The organism is Streptomyces musisoli, from assembly GCF_016741855.1.
Taxonomy (GTDB): Bacteria; Actinomycetota; Actinomycetes; order Streptomycetales; family Streptomycetaceae; genus Streptomyces; species Streptomyces musisoli.
In genome coordinates this window covers 45,326-62,058 of record NZ_JAERRH010000028.1, presented here as the reverse complement: position 1 = coordinate 62,058, position 16,733 = coordinate 45,326, and the positions used below count along the sequence as shown (strand labels likewise).

General features: G+C 68.9%; 15 protein-coding genes. 7 read left to right on the top strand and 8 right to left on the bottom strand.

Going from position 1 to position 16,733, the window contains the following annotated elements; genetic code table 11:
* From JK361_RS36985 to JK361_RS36965, 5 genes are all read right to left on the bottom strand, one after another.
* The coding region (locus JK361_RS36985; protein ID WP_201826827.1) for an ATP-binding cassette domain-containing protein at nt 1-402 on the bottom strand (402 nt) is incomplete at its 3' end.
* A gap of 26 nt (nt 403-428) precedes the next feature.
* On the bottom strand, nt 429-1,454 hold the full coding sequence (locus JK361_RS36980) for an ABC transporter ATP-binding protein (protein ID WP_201826825.1): 1,026 nt from the start codon (nt 1,452-1,454) through the stop codon (nt 429-431).
* A gap of 12 nt (nt 1,455-1,466) precedes the next feature.
* On the bottom strand, nt 1,467-2,447 hold the full coding sequence (locus tag JK361_RS36975) for an ABC transporter permease (protein ID WP_201826823.1): 981 nt from the start codon (nt 2,445-2,447) through the stop codon (nt 1,467-1,469).
* An 84-nt stretch (nt 2,448-2,531) separates the two neighbouring features.
* On the bottom strand, nt 2,532-4,313 hold the full coding sequence (locus tag JK361_RS36970) for an ABC transporter substrate-binding protein (protein ID WP_201826821.1): 1,782 nt from the start codon (nt 4,311-4,313) through the stop codon (nt 2,532-2,534).
* 78 nt (nt 4,314-4,391) lie between these two features.
* The gene (locus JK361_RS36965; protein ID WP_201826819.1) at nt 4,392-5,420 is read right to left on the bottom strand and encodes an ABC transporter permease; all 1,029 of its coding nucleotides are present in this window, start codon (nt 5,418-5,420) and stop codon (nt 4,392-4,394) included.
* Between the two features lie 467 nt (nt 5,421-5,887).
* On the opposite strand from JK361_RS36965, the gene JK361_RS36960 reads away from it, so the two are divergent.
* The 5 genes from JK361_RS36960 to JK361_RS36940 are packed head-to-tail and all read left to right on the top strand — an operon-like array spanning nt 5,888 to nt 11,470.
* Complete coding sequence (locus tag JK361_RS36960) at nt 5,888-7,519, top strand: peptide ABC transporter substrate-binding protein (RefSeq protein WP_201826817.1); 1,632 nt, start codon at nt 5,888-5,890, stop codon at nt 7,517-7,519.
* Nucleotides 7,520-7,525: 6 nt separating this feature from the next.
* Nucleotides 7,526-8,446, top strand: a complete 921-nt coding sequence (locus tag JK361_RS36955) for an ABC transporter permease (RefSeq protein WP_201826815.1) — start codon at nt 7,526-7,528, stop codon at nt 8,444-8,446.
* Entirely contained in the window at nt 8,439-9,419 is a 981-nt protein-coding gene (locus tag JK361_RS36950; protein ID WP_201826813.1) for an ABC transporter permease, read from the top strand. Before JK361_RS36955 ends, JK361_RS36950 begins: the two co-directional genes overlap by 8 nt.
* Before the next feature lie 7 nt (nt 9,420-9,426).
* Nucleotides 9,427-10,410, top strand: a complete 984-nt coding sequence (locus JK361_RS36945) for an ABC transporter ATP-binding protein (RefSeq protein WP_201826811.1) — start codon at nt 9,427-9,429, stop codon at nt 10,408-10,410.
* Nucleotides 10,394-11,470, top strand: coding sequence for an ABC transporter ATP-binding protein (locus JK361_RS36940; protein ID WP_201826809.1), 1,077 nt, complete (start codon nt 10,394-10,396; stop codon nt 11,468-11,470). The genes JK361_RS36945 and JK361_RS36940 overlap by 17 nt, the downstream gene beginning before the upstream one ends.
* Before the next feature lie 110 nt (nt 11,471-11,580).
* Here JK361_RS36940 and JK361_RS36935 read toward each other — a convergent pair whose 3' ends face one another.
* Nucleotides 11,581-13,710 (bottom strand): S9 family peptidase, encoded by a 2,130-nt coding sequence (locus JK361_RS36935; RefSeq protein WP_201826807.1) that lies wholly within the window; start codon nt 13,708-13,710, stop codon nt 11,581-11,583.
* Nucleotides 13,711-13,882: 172 nt separating this feature from the next.
* On the opposite strand from JK361_RS36935, the gene JK361_RS36930 reads away from it, so the two are divergent.
* The gene (locus tag JK361_RS36930) at nt 13,883-14,077 is read left to right on the top strand and encodes a hypothetical protein (RefSeq protein WP_161287201.1); all 195 of its coding nucleotides are present in this window, start codon (nt 13,883-13,885) and stop codon (nt 14,075-14,077) included.
* Between the two features lie 245 nt (nt 14,078-14,322).
* Here JK361_RS36930 and JK361_RS36925 read toward each other — a convergent pair whose 3' ends face one another.
* Together JK361_RS36925 and JK361_RS36920 are read right to left on the bottom strand one after the other, a co-directional pair.
* Nucleotides 14,323-14,532: a DUF397 domain-containing protein gene (locus JK361_RS36925; RefSeq protein WP_201826805.1), complete on the bottom strand. Its 210-nt coding sequence runs from the start codon at nt 14,530-14,532 to the stop codon at nt 14,323-14,325.
* Complete coding sequence (locus tag JK361_RS36920) at nt 14,529-15,386, bottom strand: helix-turn-helix domain-containing protein (RefSeq protein WP_201826803.1); 858 nt, start codon at nt 15,384-15,386, stop codon at nt 14,529-14,531. Before JK361_RS36920 ends, JK361_RS36925 begins: the two co-directional genes overlap by 4 nt.
* 336 nt (nt 15,387-15,722) lie before the next feature.
* On the opposite strand from JK361_RS36920, the gene JK361_RS36915 reads away from it, so the two are divergent.
* A complete protein-coding gene (locus JK361_RS36915; protein WP_201826802.1) occupies nt 15,723-16,706 on the top strand; it encodes a helix-turn-helix domain-containing protein in 984 nt (327 codons plus the stop codon).
* Nucleotides 16,707-16,733: the final 27 nt, after the last annotated feature.

Genomic DNA, 16,733 nt, shown 5'->3' with positions numbered 1-16,733 from the left:
GCGGCCCCCGGCCGGGTTGATGCCGTTGATCTCCATCGGACCCGAGATGATCTTGCCGACCGTCTGCCGCGGGTTCAGCGAGGCGTAGGGGTCCTGGAAGATCATCTGGATCTCGGAGCGGATCGGCGCCAGCTGCTTGCGGCCGGCATGCGTGATGTCCTGGCCGCGGTAGGTGACCTTGCCGCCGGTCGGCTCCAGCAGGCGGGTGATGAGCCGGCCGGTGGTCGACTTGCCGCAGCCCGACTCGCCGACCAGGCCCAGGCTTTCGCCCTCGGCGACCTGGAAGTCCAGGCCGTCGACGGCCTGGACGGCGCCGACCGTCCGCTTGATGGGGAAGCCGCCCTTGATCGGGAAGTGCTTGGTGAGCCCGGAGACGTCCAGGAGGGGGGTGGTGCTGCTCATGGTGGTGAAGTCCCGTCTGAAGTCCGTCAGTGGCTGCGGGCCGCAGCGTGGTCGGAGAACAACTCGCTCTTCTGCTCCGGCGTCAGATGACAGGCCGAGCCACGTCCGTCCAGGACTTCCAGTGCGGGCCGCTCGCTGGAGCAGCGCCCGCCGGCCACCTTGTCGGTGAACGGGCACCGCGGGTGGAAGCGGCAGCCGGACGGCGGGTTGAGCAGGGAGGGCGGCGAGCCCGGGATCGGCGACAGCGGTACGTCGACCGGTCCGTCCAGGCTCGGCATCGAACCGAGGAGCCCCACCGTGTACGGGTGCTGCGGGTCCTGGAGCACTTCCTTCTTCGTCCCGCGCTCCACGCACCGGCCGCCGTACATCACCAGCACGTCGTCCGCGATGTCCGCGATGACACCGAGGTCGTGCGTGATGAAGATGATCGCGGTGCCGAACTCCTGCTGGAGGTCCTTGAGCAGGTCCATGATCTGCGCCTGGACCGTCACGTCGAGGGCCGTGGTCGGCTCGTCGGCGATCAGCAGTTCGGGGTCGCAGACCAGCGCCATGGCGATCATCGCGCGCTGACGCATACCGCCGGAGAACTGGTGCGGGTAGTCGTCCACCCGTACGTCCGGCTGCGGGATGCCGACCCGGCGGAGCATCTCGATCGCGCGGGCCCGGGCTTCCCTCTTGGAGCAGCCGGTGTGCTTGCGGTACGTCTCGCCGATCTGCGCGCCGATGGTGTGGTACGGCGACAGCGAGGCCAGCGCGTCCTGGAAGATCATCGACATCTTGTTGCCGCGGAGCCGCTCCAGCTCCTTCTCGCTGGCGGTGATCAGCTCCTTGTCGTCCAGGAGGATCTCGCCGTCGAGGGCGGTGTTGCGCGGGTCGTGCAGGCCCAGGATCGCCATGTTGGTGACGGACTTGCCCGAGCCGGACTCGCCGACGATGCCGAGGGTCTTGCCCTTCTCCAGGTCGAAGGAGAGCCCGTCGACGGCCTTGACGATGCCGTCCTCGGTGGAGAAGTGGACCTTGAGGTCGCGGACGGAGAGGAAGGGGGTGCTCATGAGTCTCTCTCCTTAACCGAGGCGCACGCGCGGGTCGATCATGGCGTACACGGCGTCCACGATGATGTTGAAGACGACGATCGCGCCGGCGGCGACCATGACGACGCCGAGCAGCATCGGCAGGTCGTTGGTGCCGACCGCCTTCACCGAGAGCATGCCGAGGCCCTGGAGGCTGAAGGTCGACTCGGTGATGATGGCACCGCCGAGCAGCACACCGAGGTCGAGACCGAAGATGGTGATGATCGGCCCCATCGCACCGCGCCAGGCGAACCGGAAGAACACCGTGCGGCGGGACAGGCCCTTGGCGCGGGCGGTGCGCACGTAGTCCTGGCTGAGCGACTCGACCATCTGGGAGCGCGTCATACGCGTGTAGTTGGCGGTGAAGATCAGCGACAGCACCAGCCACGGCACCAGCAGACCCGAGAACCACTGGCCCGGGTTGTCCGTGAACGGTGTGTAACTCGCCCGGTCCAGCAGGTGGAGCTGGTCGACGAAGAGGTAGGTGGCGAAGACACCGACGACGTAGATCTGCATCGAGGAGGCGATCAGCGAGGCGGAGCTGGCGATCTTGTCCAGGGCCTTGCCCTGCTTGACGGCGGCCAGCATGCCGGTGCCGACACCGAAGATCAGGAAGACCACGGCGCTGCCGAGCGACAGGGAGATCGTGGTCGGGAAGCGGTCCAGGATGGTGTCCAGCACCGGCTCACGGCTCTGGAACGAGAAGCCCAGGCACGGCGCGTCGCAGTGACCGAAAGAACTGTAGTCCCGCCCCACGAACAGGCCCTTGAGCCATTCCCAGTACTGCACGGGGAGCGGGTCGGAGATCGCCAGGTTCTTCTTCACCAGGGCCAGGGTCTCTGGCGTGCAGACCTTGCCGCACGCGATGCGGGCGGGGTCGCGCGGAGCGGCGTAGAACAGGACGAACACCAGGGCGCTGATGATCAGCAGAATCACCGCGGCGCCGAGGATCCGGCGGACGAGGAAGCGGAACATGGCAGTTGGGATTTCCTGACGGATGCCGTAGGGGGGTGAAACGGCGGGGCGGCACCTGGGCCGCCCCGCCTAGGGGGCCGTTCGTCAGGCCTTGACGAAGGTCTTGTACAGCAGGGTCGCGGAGAAGTTCGGGTCGAACTGCGCGCCGCCGACCTTGTTTCCGTAGACGTAGAAGCGACGCTGGTACGTCTCGGGGATCATCGGGGCGACCTCCTCCATGATCCGCTTGTCGAGCGCGGCCCAGGCCTTGCCGGCCTTCATCTGGTCGGGGATGACCGCGTTCTTCTTGATGCCCTCGTTGATCCAGTCGACGTCGGTCTGCGAGACGTTGTTCTTGCCGTTGCCGATGGCGTCACCGTCGAGCAGCGGCTGGATCATCGTGTAGGCGGTCGGCCAGTCCGGGGACCAGCCGCCCCACATCACGTCGTAGCTGTTGTCGACCTGCTGGACCTGGTCGTAGTACGACGTCGAGTCGACCGGCTTGATGACCGGGGTGAAGCCGGCCGCCTTCAGGGCGTTCTCGATGACGACCTTGGTCTTGTTGTAGGTCGGGTCCTGCGGGAAGGCGTAGACGATCTTCTGGCCGAGCTTGCCGGCCTCCTTCAGCAGCTTCTTCGCGGCCTCCGGGTCACCCTGCGGCTTCTTCGACTTGTTGTACGGGTCGGTCTTCTCGTAGCCGATGATGTCGGGGCTGAGGACCGAGGTGGCGAAGTCGCCGGCGGACGGGCCGCCGTAGATCTGCCGGATCTGCTGGAGCGGCCAGGCGTGGATGAGGGCCTGGCGGACCTTCAGGTCCGTGACGCGCTTGGTGTTGATCCAGTAGAAGTACGTGCCGGTGAGCAGACCGTTGAAGGTGCGCTTCTTCAGGTCCGGGTCGGTGAGGACCTTCTGGATGCGCTCGGCCGGGACGCCCTTGTAGATGGAGACACCGTAGGCGTCGTTGCCCTGGGAGGCGATCAGGCGGTCGACGCCGTCCAGCGTCTCGACGCCGAAGCGGAACTCGAAGCCGTCCGGGTAGGCGTTGCGGATCGAGTCGGTCTTCGGGTCCCAGTTCTTGTTCCGGATCAGCACCATCGACTTGTCGGTGGTGTGGGCCTTGATCTTGTAGGGACCGCAGGCGACCGGGTTCTTGTCGTACTTCTCCTTGGTGTCCAGCTTCGCCGGCACGGCGGCGTAGGAGTGCATCGCCAGGGTGAAGTTGAAGTCAGGCTTGGACTCGGCCAGCTTGAAGGTGATCGTCCGCTTGGCCTTGTCGGTGACGATCGAGTCGAGGTGCTTGCCCTTGTAGGGGCCCTCGTACTCGTCACGCCACTTGCCGCCCTTGCCGGTCAGCGCGCGCTGGGCGTAGTCGGCGCCCTCGGTGACGAACGTCGCCCAGGAGCGCTCGAAGCCGTGGCGGACGTCCTCGACGGTCAGCTCGCTGCCGTCCTCCCACTTCAGACCCTCCTTCAGCGTGAAGGTCCAGGTCTTGTTGTCGTCGGAGGCCTTGCCGGCGTCGGTGGCGAGGTCACCGACCAGCTTCTGCTTGCCGGACGCGTCGATCTTGTAACCGGTCAGGCAGCGGTGCAGCAGCAGCGCGACGGTGGAGTTGTACGCGTAGTAGATGCGCTGCGGGTCCAGGTGCGAGAAGTCGTCCGGAGCCAGGCCGTAGATCGTGCCGCCCGTCTTGGCACCGGGGATCTCGGGGGCCGGGCCCGTGGAGTCGGACGCGCTGCCGATGGTGACCTTGGCGCCGGTGTACTCCGTGGCACCGGTGCTCCGGGAGCCGCTACCGCCCGAGTCGCCGCTGCTGCACGCGGACAGCACCGTGGAGCCCGCTGCCGCGACAGAGGTTGCGATCAGGAAGTTTCTGCGGGAAAAGGACATGGCTGGCCTGTTCTGGTGAAGGAACGAAGTGGTGCTGTGACCCCGGCAGGGCCCCGTCGCCGCGGCCGGGGGTGGTGCTCAGCGTTTGGTCTTGGGGTCCAGGGCGTCACGGACCGAGTCACCGAGGAGGTTGAAGGCGACCACGAAGATCACCATGGTGAGACCCGGGAAGAGCATGAAGGTGATGTCGTCCTGGTAGAACTTGGCACCGTTCTGGATCATCACGCCCCAGTCGGGGGTGGGGTCCGTGAGGCCGACGCCGACGAAGGCGAGACCCGCCTCGGCCGTCACGTAGGCCGGGAGGAGCAGCGTCGCCTGGATGAGGATCGGCGTCCACAGGTTGGGCAGCAGTTCCTTGAAGATGATCCGCGCCGGCGATGCGCCGGTGATCTTGGCCGCCTCGACGAACTCACGCTCGCGCAGGGCGAGGACCTCGCCGCGCAGCAGTCGGGCGATGGAGGCCCAGCCGAAGGCCGTCATCACGAGGATGAGGCTGGTGACGGTCAGCCAGACCGGGGTGTTCTCCTCCGGCGAGACGAAGATCGCCAGAACCACCGGCCAGAAGGCGATGAAGAAGAGGGTCTGCGGGAACGCCAGCAGGATGTCGATCACGCGGCCGACGAAGTAGTCCGTCTTGCCGCCGAGGTAGCCGGCGGTGATGCCGACGACGACGCCGAGCAGGGTCGTCAGCAGGGCCGCGGCGGTCGCGATCAGCAGCGAGTTGCGGATGCCGTAGAGCAGGAAGGTGAAGACGTCCCGGCCGAGCTGCGGCTCGATGCCGAACCAGAAGTCGGAGCTGATGCCGCCGTTCGCCTTGATCGGGAAGTTGAACTCGTTCAGCAGGCCCGGGATGTTCATGCCGTAGGTGGTGTACGGGTCCTTGCCGTACAGCTTGGCTATGAGCGGCGCCAGGATACCGACGGCGAAGAAGAAGATCACCACGAAGGCGGATATGACGCCCGTCCTGTCCCGCTTGAAGCGGATCCAGGCCAGCCGTCCCGGAGAGCGGCTTTCGGTGCCCTTGGGGGTGCCGAGCTTCGCCGTTGCGGCGCTGTCTTCGTCGGTCACCTCAAGTGGGGCGGCCGGGGAAGGGGTTGCGGGGGTCATGATGCTCCGTGCCTTGTGGGTCAAGGCTCCGCAGGGCGCTCCCCTACGGGCTACGCCGGACTTTTTCAACGCAATTCATTCAAGGTCAATAAATTCTCGACCGTCTTGGTTGTCTCTTTACCTTCTTTGCCCGTACTTGACTGTTCCGTAGCTACGCGGGTAGTACGCCGTAATCAATCCGTGCTTCACATCGGACCAACTGCGCGAAACGGGCAAGGAGTTCGATATGCGGACGGTGGAGTGTCGAAATGCGTACATCGCCACGTCCCAATCCAACGTTTCGGCATCGTTACATGAAGATCTATTGCGCCCGACGCCCAAGATCATCAGGGCGCCGTCCGGACGGTGCCTGCATTCGGATGACGTGTCCCCCTAAAGGCCGCCCAATCGGGCAGTGCGCGTGAGTTATGCGCGGTATGTGTCGATATCGACGGATAATCGGTCGAGGCTCAGGGAGGAGGCACGCCATGCGTGGCATCACCCGCTTCCGATGGGTCGCCGGTGCGACGGCGATGGCGCTCACGGCCACGGGCTGCGGGGTGATCTTCGGCTCCACCGGCGGCGGCAACGGCGGCGCCGTGCTCAGTTCCTCCTGGGGTGATCCGCAGAACCCGCTGGAGCCGGCCAACACCAACGAGGTGCAGGGCGGCAAGGTCCTCGACATGATCTTCCGGGGCCTGAAGAAGTACGACCCGAGGACCGGCAGGGCCCAGGACTGGCTCGCCCGGTCCATCGAGACCGAGGACTCGCGGAACTTCACCGTCAGGATCAAGAAGGGCTGGACCTTCTCCGACGGCGAGAAGGTGACCGCCCGGTCCTTCGTGGACGCCTGGAACTACGGGGCGAGCCTGCGGAACAACCAGAAGAACGCCTACTTCTTCGGCTACATCGACGGCTACGACAAGGTCCACCCCGACAGCGGCACCCAGAGCGCCGACACCCTGTCCGGTCTGAAGGTGGTCGACGACCACACCTTCACCGTGAAGCTGAACCAGACGTTCTCCGGCTTCCCCGACACCCTCGGCTACGCGGCCTTCGCCCCGCTGCCCCGAGCCTTCTTCACCGACCACGCGGCCTGGGTGAAGAAGCCGGTCGGCAACGGCCCCTACACCATCGAGTCCTATACGAGGGGCTCACAGATGTACCTGAGGAAGTGGGACGGCTACCCCGGCCCGGACAGGGCGCGGAACGCCGGCGTGACCCTCATGGTCTACACCGACAGCAACACCGCCTACACCGACCTCCTGGCCGGCAACCTCGACCTCGTCGACGACATCCCCGCCGCGCAGCTGAAGAACGTCGAGGGCGACCTGGGCGACCGCTACATCAACACCCCCGCGGGCATCATCCAGACCCTCGCCTTCCCCTACTACGACAAGGCCTGGAACCGGCCGGGCTCGGAGAAGGTCCGCACCGGTCTGTCCATGGCGATCAACCGCAGGCAGATCACCGACACCATCTTCCGCGGGACCAGGACCCCGGCCACCGACTGGACCTCCCCGGTCCTCGGCCCCGGGGGCGGCTTCAAGGCCGGCCTGTGCGGCAGCGCCTGTGACTACGACCCCGTCCGGGCGAAGCAGCTGATCAAGGAGGGCGGCGGGATCCCCGGCGGGCAGGTGAAGATCACGTACAACGCGGACTCGGGTTCGCACAGACAGTGGGTGGACGCCGTGTGCAACTCCATCAACAACGCCCTCGGCAACGACCGGGCCTGCGTCGGCAATCCCGTCGGCACCTTCGCCGACTTCCGCAACCAGATCGGACAGCACAAGATGACCGGGCCGTTCCGGGCGGGCTGGCAGATGGACTACCCGCTCATCCAGAACTTCCTCCAGCCGCTCTACTACACCGGCGCCTCCTCCAACGACGGCAAGTGGTCCGACGCGGAGTTCGACCGGCTCGTGGACCTGGCCAACGCCGAGACGGACACCGCCAGGTCGGTCGCCGGCTTCCAGAAGGCCGAGAAGGTCGTCCGGGACAACATGGCCGCCATCCCGCTCTGGTACCAGAACGGCAGCGCCGGCTACTCCGCCCGGCTCTCCCACGTGGCGCTCAACCCCTTCAGCGTCCCCGTCTACAACGAGATCAAGGTCGGCTGAGCCGTCATGGGGCGTTATGTCGTCCGGCGGCTGCTCCAGATGATCCCGGTGTTCATCGGTGCCACGCTGCTGATCTTCCTGATGGTGAACGTGATGGGCGATCCCGTCGCCGGTCTGTGCGGGGAGCGGGCCTGCGACCCGGCGACGGCCGCCCAGCTGGAGAAGGAGTTCGGCCTCGACAAGCCGCTGTGGCAGCAATACCTGACCTACATGGGGAAGGTCTTCACCGGCGACTTCGGCACCGCCTTCAACGGGCAGCCGGTCACCGAACTGATGGCCACGGCGTTCCCCGTCACCGTCCGGCTGACCGTCGTGGCCATCTTCTTCGAGATCGTCATCGGCGTCACGCTGGGCGTCGTGACCGGACTGCGGCGCGGCCGGCCCGTCGACAGCGGGGTGCTCCTGGCCACCCTGGTCGTGATCTCCGTCCCCACCTTCGTCACCGGTCTGCTGCTGCAACTGCTGCTCGGCATCAGATGGCAGTGGATCAGCCCCTCGGTCCGCTACGGCACCCTCGACGAGCTGATCGTGCCCGGCCTTGTCCTCGCCTCCGTCTCGCTCGCCTACGTCACCCGGCTGACCCGCACCTCCATCGCCGAGAACAAGCGGTCCGACTACGTCCGCACGGCGATCGCCAAGGGCCTGCCCCGCCGCCGGGTCACCACCCGGCACCTGCTGCGCAACTCCCTGATCCCCGTGGTCACCTTCATCGGCACCGACATCGGCGCGCTGATGGGCGGCGCGATCGTCACCGAGCGGATCTTCAACATCCACGGCGTCGGCTATCAGCTCTACCAGGGCATCCTGCGCCAGAACACCCAGACGGTCGTCGGCTTCGTGACCGTGCTCGTGCTGGTCTTCCTGGTCGCCAACCTGCTCGTGGACCTGCTCTACGCCGTACTCGACCCGAGGATCCGCTATGCCTGAGCAGCCGCACCAGCCCGAGGGCGCGATCGCCGGCACCGGCATGGGCGGCGCGATGGACCTGGGCGCGAGCGAGGCCGTCACCCTGGAGCGGGCCCCCGGCGGACCGCCGGGCACGGGCCCCGCGGGCAGGCCCCGCTCCCTGTGGTCGGACGCCTGGCGGGACCTGCGCCGCAACCCGGTCTTCCTGCTCTCCGCGCTGGTCATCCTCTTCCTGGTCTTCATCTCCCTGTGGCCCTCGGCGATCGCCTCCGGCTCCCCCCTGACGTGCGACCTGGCCAAGTCCCAGGACGGCCCGGGGCCGGGCGCCCCCTTCGGGTACGACGGGCAGGGCTGCAACGTCTACACGCGCACCGTCTACGGCGCCCGTGCGTCCGTCACGGTCGGCCTGTGCGCCACGCTCGGCGTGGCCCTGCTCGGGTCGGTGCTCGGCGGACTCGCGGGCTACTTCGGCGGCACCTGGGACTCGCTGCTCTCCCGGCTCACCGACATCTTCTTCGCCATCCCGGTCGTCCTCGGCGGTCTCGTCCTCCTCTCCGTCGTGACCTCCAATACGGTCTGGCCGGTCGTCGGGTTCATGGTGCTGCTCGGCTGGCCCCAGATCTCCCGGATCGCCCGCGGCGCGGTCATCACCGCCAAGCAGAACGACTACGTCCAGGCCGCCCGCGCCCTGGGCGCCTCCGACTCCCGCATCCTGCTCCGGCACATCGCCCCGAACGCCGTGGCGCCCGTGATCGTCGTCGCGACCATCGCGCTCGGCACGTACATCGCCCTGGAGGCGACCCTGTCCTACCTCGGAGTCGGCCTCAAACCGCCCAGCGTCTCCTGGGGCATCGACATCTCCGCCGCCTCCCCCTACATCCGCAACGCGCCGCACGCCCTGCTGTGGCCCGCGGGCGCCCTCGCCCTCACGGTCCTGGCCTTCATCATGCTCGGCGACGCGGTCCGCGACGCCCTCGACCCGAAGCTGAGGTGATGGTGCCGTGCTGCTCGACGTACGGGACCTGCACGTGGAGTTCCGCACCCGGGACGGGATCACCCATGCCGTCAACGGGGTGGACTACGCGGTGGACGCGGGGGAGACGCTGGCCGTGCTCGGCGAGTCCGGGTCGGGCAAGTCCGTCACCGCGCAGGCCGTGATGGGCATCCTGGACACGCCGCCGGGCCGGATCACCGCCGGCCGGATCCTGTTCCGCGGGCAGGACCTGCTGACGCTGAAGGAGCAGGAACGGCGCAGGATCCGGGGCGCCGGAATGGCGATGATCTTCCAGGACGCGCTGTCGGCCCTCAACCCGGTGCTCTCCGTCGGCGACCAGCTGGGGGAGATGTTCGTCGTGCACCGCGGGATGTCCCGCAAGGACGCGCGGGCGCGGGCCGTCGAGCTGATGGACCGGGTGCGCATCCCGGCGGCGGCGCAGCGGGTGCGGGACTACCCCCACCAGTTCTCCGGCGGCATGCGCCAGCGGATCATGATCGCCATGGCGCTGTCCCTGGAACCGGCGCTCATCATCGCCGACGAGCCGACCACCGCCCTGGACGTCACCGTCCAGGCCCAGGTCATGGATCTGCTCGCGGAGTTGCAGCGCGAGTACCGCATGGGACTGATCCTGATCACCCACGACCTCGGGGTGGTCGCGGACGTCGCCGACCGGATCGTGGTGATGTACGCCGGGAAGATCGTCGAGTCGGCGCCCGTGCACGACCTCTACAAGGCCCCGGCACACCCCTACACCCGCGGACTGCTGGATTCCGTGCCCCGCCTGGACCGCAAGGGACGGGAGCTGTACGCCATCAGGGGCATCCCGCCGAACCTGACGCGCATCCCGCCGGGCTGCTCCTTCCACCCCCGCTGCCCGATGGCCCAGGACGTCTGCCGCACCGACGAGCCCCCGCTGTACGCGGTGTCCGACGGACGGGGCAGCGCCTGCCACTTCTGGAGGGAGTGCCTGCATGGCCCCGACCACTGAGCCGATCCTGGAAGTCGGCGGCCTCGTCAAGCACTACCCGCTGACCCGCGGCATCCTGTTCAAGAAGCAGATCGGCGCGGTGAAGGCGGTTGACGGCGTCGACTTCACGCTCGGCCGGGGCGAAACCCTCGGCCTCGTGGGCGAGTCGGGCTGCGGCAAGTCGACGGTCGCCAAGCTGCTGTGCAGCCTGGAGCGCCCCACGGCCGGCTCCATCCGCTTCAAGGGCGAGGACATCACCGGACTGTCCGGCAGGGCCCTGAAGGCCGTGCGCCGCAACATCCAGATGGTCTTCCAGGACCCGTACACCTCGCTCAACCCCCGGATGACGGTCGGCGACATCGTCGGGGAGCCGTACGAGATCCACCCCGAGGCCGCGCCCAAGGGCGACCGCCGCCGCAGGGTCCAGGAGCTGCTGGACGTGGTCGGCCTGGACCCGGAGTACGTCAACCGCTATCCCCACCAGTTCTCCGGCGGCCAGCGCCAGCGCATCGGCATCGCCCGGGGCCTGGCGCTGCGCCCCGAGGTCATCGTCGCCGACGAACCGGTGTCGGCGCTGGACGTCTCGGTGCAGGCTCAGGTGATCAACCTGCTGGACCGGCTCCAGTCGGAGTTCGACCTGTCGTACGTCTTCATCGCGCACGACCTGTCGGTCGTGCGGCACATCTCGGACCGGGTCGGGGTCATGTACCTGGGCCGGATCGTGGAGATCGGCCGGGACGCCGAGATCTACGACCATCCGACCCACCCCTACACCCAGGCCCTGCTCTCCGCCGTGCCGGTGCCCGACCCGGAGGGCCGCGCGCACCGCGAGCGGATCATCCTCACCGGCGACGTGCCGTCGCCGGTGGATATCCCCTCGGGCTGCCGCTTCCGCACCCGCTGCTGGAAGGCCCAGCCGCGCTGCGCCCGGGAGGTGCCGCTCCTGGCGGTGCCCGCCGCCTTCCGCGCCACGCCCGGCCCCGCGGCCCACCCCTCGGCGTGCCACTTCGCGGAGGAGGCCGTGCCGATCACGCCCGCCCCGCCGCGGGAGCACGGGGTGAACGGCGACGGGCCGAGGTGACATGGTGCACCCCGGCCCGTCTACGGCACCCGCACGGCCGTACGGAGTTCAGCCTTCCCTGTCCGTATATCGGTGCCGCTTCCGCGAAGTTGCCTGCGTGTTAACGCAGTTCACGGGCGACCGGCCGGGGGGAGGGAGCGCCGGAGGAAGTCCAGCTGAAGCCGCAGCAGGTTCTCCGCGACGGTCTCCTGCGGGGTCATGTGGGTCACTCCGGACAGGGGCAGCACCTCGTGCGGGCGGCCGGCGGCCAGCAGGGCCGAGGACAGCCGCAGGGAGTGGGCGACGACCACGTTGTCGTCCGCCAGCCCGTGGACGACCATCATCGGGCGGTGCGGCTCGGCCGCCTCGACCAGGCCCGCGTCGTCGATCACCGAGTTGCGGCGGTAGATCTCCGGCTGCTCGCTCGGGTCGCCGAGGTAGCGCTCCTGGTAGTGGGTGTCGTACAGCCGCAGGTCGGTCACGGGTGCGCCGACCACCGCCGCGTGGAAGACGTCCGGCCGGCGCAGCACCGCCAGCGCCGCCAGGTAGCCGCCGAAGGACCAGCCCCGGATCGCCACCCGGCCCAGGTCCAGCGGATACCGCTCGGCGAGCGCGTGCAGCGCGTCGACCTGGTCCTGGAGCACCACGGCCGCCACGTCGTCCCGGATCGCCTTCTCCCAGGCCGGCGAGCGGCCCGGGGTGCCCCGGCCGTCGGCGACGATCACCGCGAAGCCCTGGTCGGCGAACCACTGGGAGGTGAGGTGAGCGTTGTGCGCGGCCACCACCCGCTGGCCGTGGGGGCCGCCGTAGGGGTCCAGGAGGACCGGCAGGGGAGTGTCCCCGTGGTAGTCCCGTGGCATAAGCACGGCGCACGGAATTTGGCGTGCGCCCCCCTCGGTGAGCGTCACCCGCGGGGACAAACCGGGATCTTCGGCGTACGACCGGACAGTCGCCGCCGGTTTTCCGTCACTCAGCACCTGGACACGAGTGCCGGGCCTGTCCAACGCCGCGGACACGAGGACGGTCACGTTTCCGGCGCGCACCGCCGAGTGCACCCCGGGCTCCTGCGACAGCCGTTCCACGCCCAGCTCGTTCACCCGGTACACATGGACTTCGCCAATCTCCGGCGCCGGGGCCTCCGCGCCCGCCGAGGCGGAAACGAGTACGTCCTCCGCACCCACGTCCAGAACCGCGCGGATGTGCAACTGATCGCTGGTCAGCGGCCGTTCCCCGACCGCCAGCACCCGTGCGCCACCCTCGTCCGCGATCCGGACGAGCTGCCCGGACGGGCTCCAGCAGGGCACTCCGGCGAACAGTTCAAGCCAACTTGGATCTTCATCCGCGTGCACCATCCGGGTGGTCCCCGTGTCCGGGTCCACCGCCAGGAACAGCTGGCTGCGCTGATCCCGCGCCTGCACCAGCAGCAGCGGCGCACCCGCGGCTGACCAGTGCACACGCGCCAGATACGGATAGCGTGCCCGGTCCCACGCGACCTCCGTGCGCTCCCCGTCGAGGCCGATGACGAACAGTCGCACCTCCGCGTTCGGTGTGCCCGCCGCGGGGTACCTGACGTTACTTGGCTCACGCTCGGGGCGGGCCGGATCCGAGATCCACCACTGCCGTACCGGCGTGTCGTCCACGCGCGCCACGAGCAGCCGGTCCGACCGCGGCGCCCACCAGAAGCCCCGCGAGCGGCCCATCTCCTCGGCCGCGATGAACTCCGCGAGACCGTAGCCGGCCTCCGCCGACTCCGGCTCGGCCAGCGCCCGGTCGCCGCCGCCCTCGGCGCCCACCACCCGCAGCGCACCCCCGCAGACGTATGCGACATGTCGGCCGTCGGGGGACGGACGCGGATCGATCACCGGCCCCGGAACGGGGAGTTCACGCGCCGTGCCGGCCCGCAGCTCCGCCGTGAAAAGCCGCCCTGACAAGGCGAAAGACGCCAACTCCACGGCGCCGTCGGTGGCGTAGCCGACGATGCCGGCGCCGCCCTCGCGGCTGCGCTCGCGGCGGGCCCGCTCCTCGGGCGGGAGTTCTTCGGAGGCGCCCTGGAGGAGGGTGCCGGGGTCGGCCGCCAGGCGCTCGGTGCCCTCCGGAAGATCCAGTACCCACAGGGAGTTGGCCCGGTCGGTGCCGGAGCCGGAACGCAGGAAAGCGACACGCGAACCGTCGGGTGCCACGGTGAACGCACGCGGCGCGCCGAGCGTGAACCGCTGGGTCCGGGCGTGCCGACGGGGGAAGGAGTCAGCCTCGGTCGTCATACCCCGACCATATTGGCCATGCGCCCCCTTGTGCGGCCGTGCGCCGAGCGATGCGCGAGCACGGATAGTTATGATCACTACCGCACTGTGGGTATGAACCTGCTGGCGTCTGCATGGATTTGCTCAACTGATCTAGAACCCGCGTCCCTGGGATCTTTGGAGGTGAGCCGCCGTGGCACTCTCGATTTCGGCGGTGGTGCTGCTGGCGATCATCGTCTTCTTGTTGATCAAGAAGTCAGGTCTGAAGGGCGGTCATGCGGTCGTCTGCGTCCTGCTCGGCTTCTATCTCGCATCGTCGACCGTCGCGCCCACGATCAGCGAGTTGACGACCAACGTCGCCAGCATGATCGGCAGCATCAAGTTCTGACGGCCGGCGGGTCCCACGGGCTCCAAATCGGCGCGGCCGCGGTTCCGGCGGGCGGCGGGATCACGGTTCTGACGGCCGGTGGGGCCTGGAGGGCGTCTCGGCCGCTGACGGGCCCCGCGCCTGGCTCCGGCGACCATCCGGCGCCGCCACGGCCTCCACGGCCCGCACGGAGACGCGGTGGCCGCTTCTGCGGGTGGCGCGGCGGCTGTACCGGAGGGCTGGGGGCGGGTGACCCAACCGCCGGGTCAGTCCTCGGACGCGTACGACACGAAGCGGGCCCACGTCCCCGGCGCCAGCGCGAGCCGGGGGCCTTCGGCGTCCTTCGAGTCGCGGACGTGGACGGTGCGGGGGGCGAGGGCGACCTCGACGCAGTCCCCGGGGTCGCTGTTGTCGCTGTAGCTGCTCTTGAACCACGCCAGGCCCGAGGTGTCCCCGGTGGAGTCCCTGCGGATCATGTTTCTCCCAGCAGTTGTCTGATGAAGGCTTCTGACTCCCGCGGGGTCAGGGCCTCTGCGCGGATGCTGCCATAGCGCAGCTCAAGGATTCGCAGCTGCCTCGGCTCGGAGACGGGGCGGCCGCCGTATCCGTCGTCCATACGGCCGACTGCTGTGCCGTCCTCGAACTTCAGGACCTGGATCCGTCCTCCCATGCCGGGATGGTCCCAGCGGTCTGTCGGCATCACCTGGATCTGTACGTGCGGTAACTGGCACATGTTCAAGAGGTGTTGGAGCTGCCTGCGCAGTACCGATGTGCCCCCGATGGGGCGCCTTAATGTCACCTCTTCCAGCACGAAACTCAGTTCAGGAGCGGGGGAGCGCTGGAAGATCTTCTTCCGGCTCAAGCGCCCGGCCACCGCCTGCTCCAGTTCGGCCTGGGGGAGCTTGGGGCGTTGCGACCCCATCAAGGCCCGCATGAACTCCTCCGTCTGCAGCAGCCCGTGCACATGATGATTGCCGTACGAGAGCAGTTCGACGGCCTTGCCCTCCAGATCAACCAGCGCCCGGACCTTCTTCGGGTACCGGACCCTGTCCACGTCCTCCTTCATCGCCGCGAGCAGGCCGCCTGCGCTCAGGACTTCATCCGCCCGGTCGAGGAACTCCGGCCGGGGGATCCGCTTCCCGCTCTCAATTTTGTAGACCATGTCCTCGCCGTAGCCGACCGCCTTGCCGAAGTCGGCGGCCCGCATCCCCACGGCCTCGCGGCGCAGCTTCAGTTGCCGGCCCACGGTCGTGATGACCGCGACTCCCCACTCGTCGTCCGGGTCGACTTCCCACCCGGGCTCGCTCACGGACTCCGTGTCCACCGACATCCGCGCCCTCCGTCGTATCCGTGGTTCTTCATCACGGTAAGTGCCGACGGCGACACGGAGTGATGCGAACGCCGGAACCCGACCCCACGAGTTCCGGTGGCGTCGGCCGCCTAAAAGCCAAGGACGGACGGGGGAAAAGAACCCCCACCGAGCCCCACCCCTCCCGCCCGGAGCGCACGCTCACTCGGGTGGGTGAATATGCCCCGGTCAGCTGGATTCTGTGGCCACAGGCGGCTCTACGCTCGGCGCAACACAACCGCAGACATGCGACGGCCCCCGCCGGGACGGCAATCCCAGTGCGAGGGCCTGACCACCGAGGAAGGTAAGGACTTCCCGATGGGTACCCAGAACCCTAGCGCGCCCCCGCGCGCCCAGGCCCCCGTTGCGGGCGACAAGCACCCGATCCGGCGTCCCCGCTCCGGTGGGCTCACCCACGACAACACCCGCCACGCCAGCCGTTTCACGGTGATCGGCAACCACCTCACCCAGCACCCGGACCTCTCCCTCCTCGCGATCGGTCTGGCCTGTCACATCCAGTCGCTGCCGAGGGGCGCCCGCGTCGACATCAAGAGCCTCGCCGCACGGTTTCCCGAGGGGGCGACCCGTATCGCGGCGGCCCTGCGGGAGTTGGAGGCTCACGGTTACCTGCGGCGCGAGCGCGAACGCGTCCCCGACGGCCGCATCGTCACCCGGACGGTCTCCTGCAATCAGCCGACGACCGCCCACCACCGGCCCGCCGCCCACCCCCGGCCGGGGGCCCTCGACCGGCCCGCCGCCCTCGACCGGCCCGGGGCCCACGGCCGCCCGGAGTCCCGGGCGGCGGCTCCACGGCGGCGGGAGACGTGCGAGGGCGGCGAGACGAACCCCGCACGGTCGGCGCGCGAGGAGCGAGCGCCCCGCAAGCCGCTGCCGGCCGTGCCGAGCCCCGGGTACGCCGCCCCCGCGCTCCTGGAGGCCGCCACCGGCCTCCTGGCGGACCTCCACCGCCACGACCCGCGGTTGCTCCTCTCCGCCCGTGACGCCGCCCACCTGGCCCCGGGCGTCGCCGCCTGGCTGGAGCGGGACGTCGCCCCCGCCGCCGTACGCCGCGCCCTGACCGCCGACCTGCCCCCCGAGGGCGTACGCCGCCCCGCGGCCCTGCTGGCGCACCGCCTCGCCGCCCAGCTGCCGCCCCCGCCGCCGTTCCGTGCGCCGGCCGCTCCGCAGTCACCCCGTCACCCGATGCGGAACTGCGACGGCTGCGACCGCGCCTTCCGCTCACCCGCCCCCGGAACCACCCGCTGCCGCGACTGCCGAACCGACTCGCTGGGGGCCGCCTAGCATGAAAGCGACGATCCTTGCCCCTGG

What these genes read in the sequence shown, in the direction of transcription:
- JK361_RS36965 (WP_201826819.1), bottom strand. Translation starts at nt 5,420, where the DNA reads ATGACCCCCGCAACCCCTTCCCCGGCCGCCCCACTTGAGGTGACCGAC.
- JK361_RS36960 (WP_201826817.1), top strand. Translation starts at nt 5,888, where the DNA reads ATGCGTGGCATCACCCGCTTCCGATGGGTCGCCGGTGCGACGGCGATG.
- JK361_RS36970 (WP_201826821.1), bottom strand. Translation starts at nt 4,313, where the DNA reads ATGTCCTTTTCCCGCAGAAACTTCCTGATCGCAACCTCTGTCGCGGCA.
- JK361_RS36925 (WP_201826805.1), bottom strand. Translation starts at nt 14,532, where the DNA reads ATGATCCGCAGGGACTCCACCGGGGACACCTCGGGCCTGGCGTGGTTC.
- JK361_RS36975 (WP_201826823.1), bottom strand. Translation starts at nt 2,447, where the DNA reads ATGTTCCGCTTCCTCGTCCGCCGGATCCTCGGCGCCGCGGTGATTCTG.
- JK361_RS36950 (WP_201826813.1), top strand. Translation starts at nt 8,439, where the DNA reads ATGCCTGAGCAGCCGCACCAGCCCGAGGGCGCGATCGCCGGCACCGGC.
- JK361_RS36935 (WP_201826807.1), bottom strand. Translation starts at nt 13,710, where the DNA reads ATGACGACCGAGGCTGACTCCTTCCCCCGTCGGCACGCCCGGACCCAG.
- JK361_RS36955 (WP_201826815.1), top strand. Translation starts at nt 7,526, where the DNA reads ATGGGGCGTTATGTCGTCCGGCGGCTGCTCCAGATGATCCCGGTGTTC.
- JK361_RS36915 (WP_201826802.1), top strand. Translation starts at nt 15,723, where the DNA reads ATGGGTACCCAGAACCCTAGCGCGCCCCCGCGCGCCCAGGCCCCCGTT.
- JK361_RS36920 (WP_201826803.1), bottom strand. Translation starts at nt 15,386, where the DNA reads ATGTCGGTGGACACGGAGTCCGTGAGCGAGCCCGGGTGGGAAGTCGAC.
- JK361_RS36980 (WP_201826825.1), bottom strand. Translation starts at nt 1,454, where the DNA reads ATGAGCACCCCCTTCCTCTCCGTCCGCGACCTCAAGGTCCACTTCTCC.
- JK361_RS36940 (WP_201826809.1), top strand. Translation starts at nt 10,394, where the DNA reads ATGGCCCCGACCACTGAGCCGATCCTGGAAGTCGGCGGCCTCGTCAAG.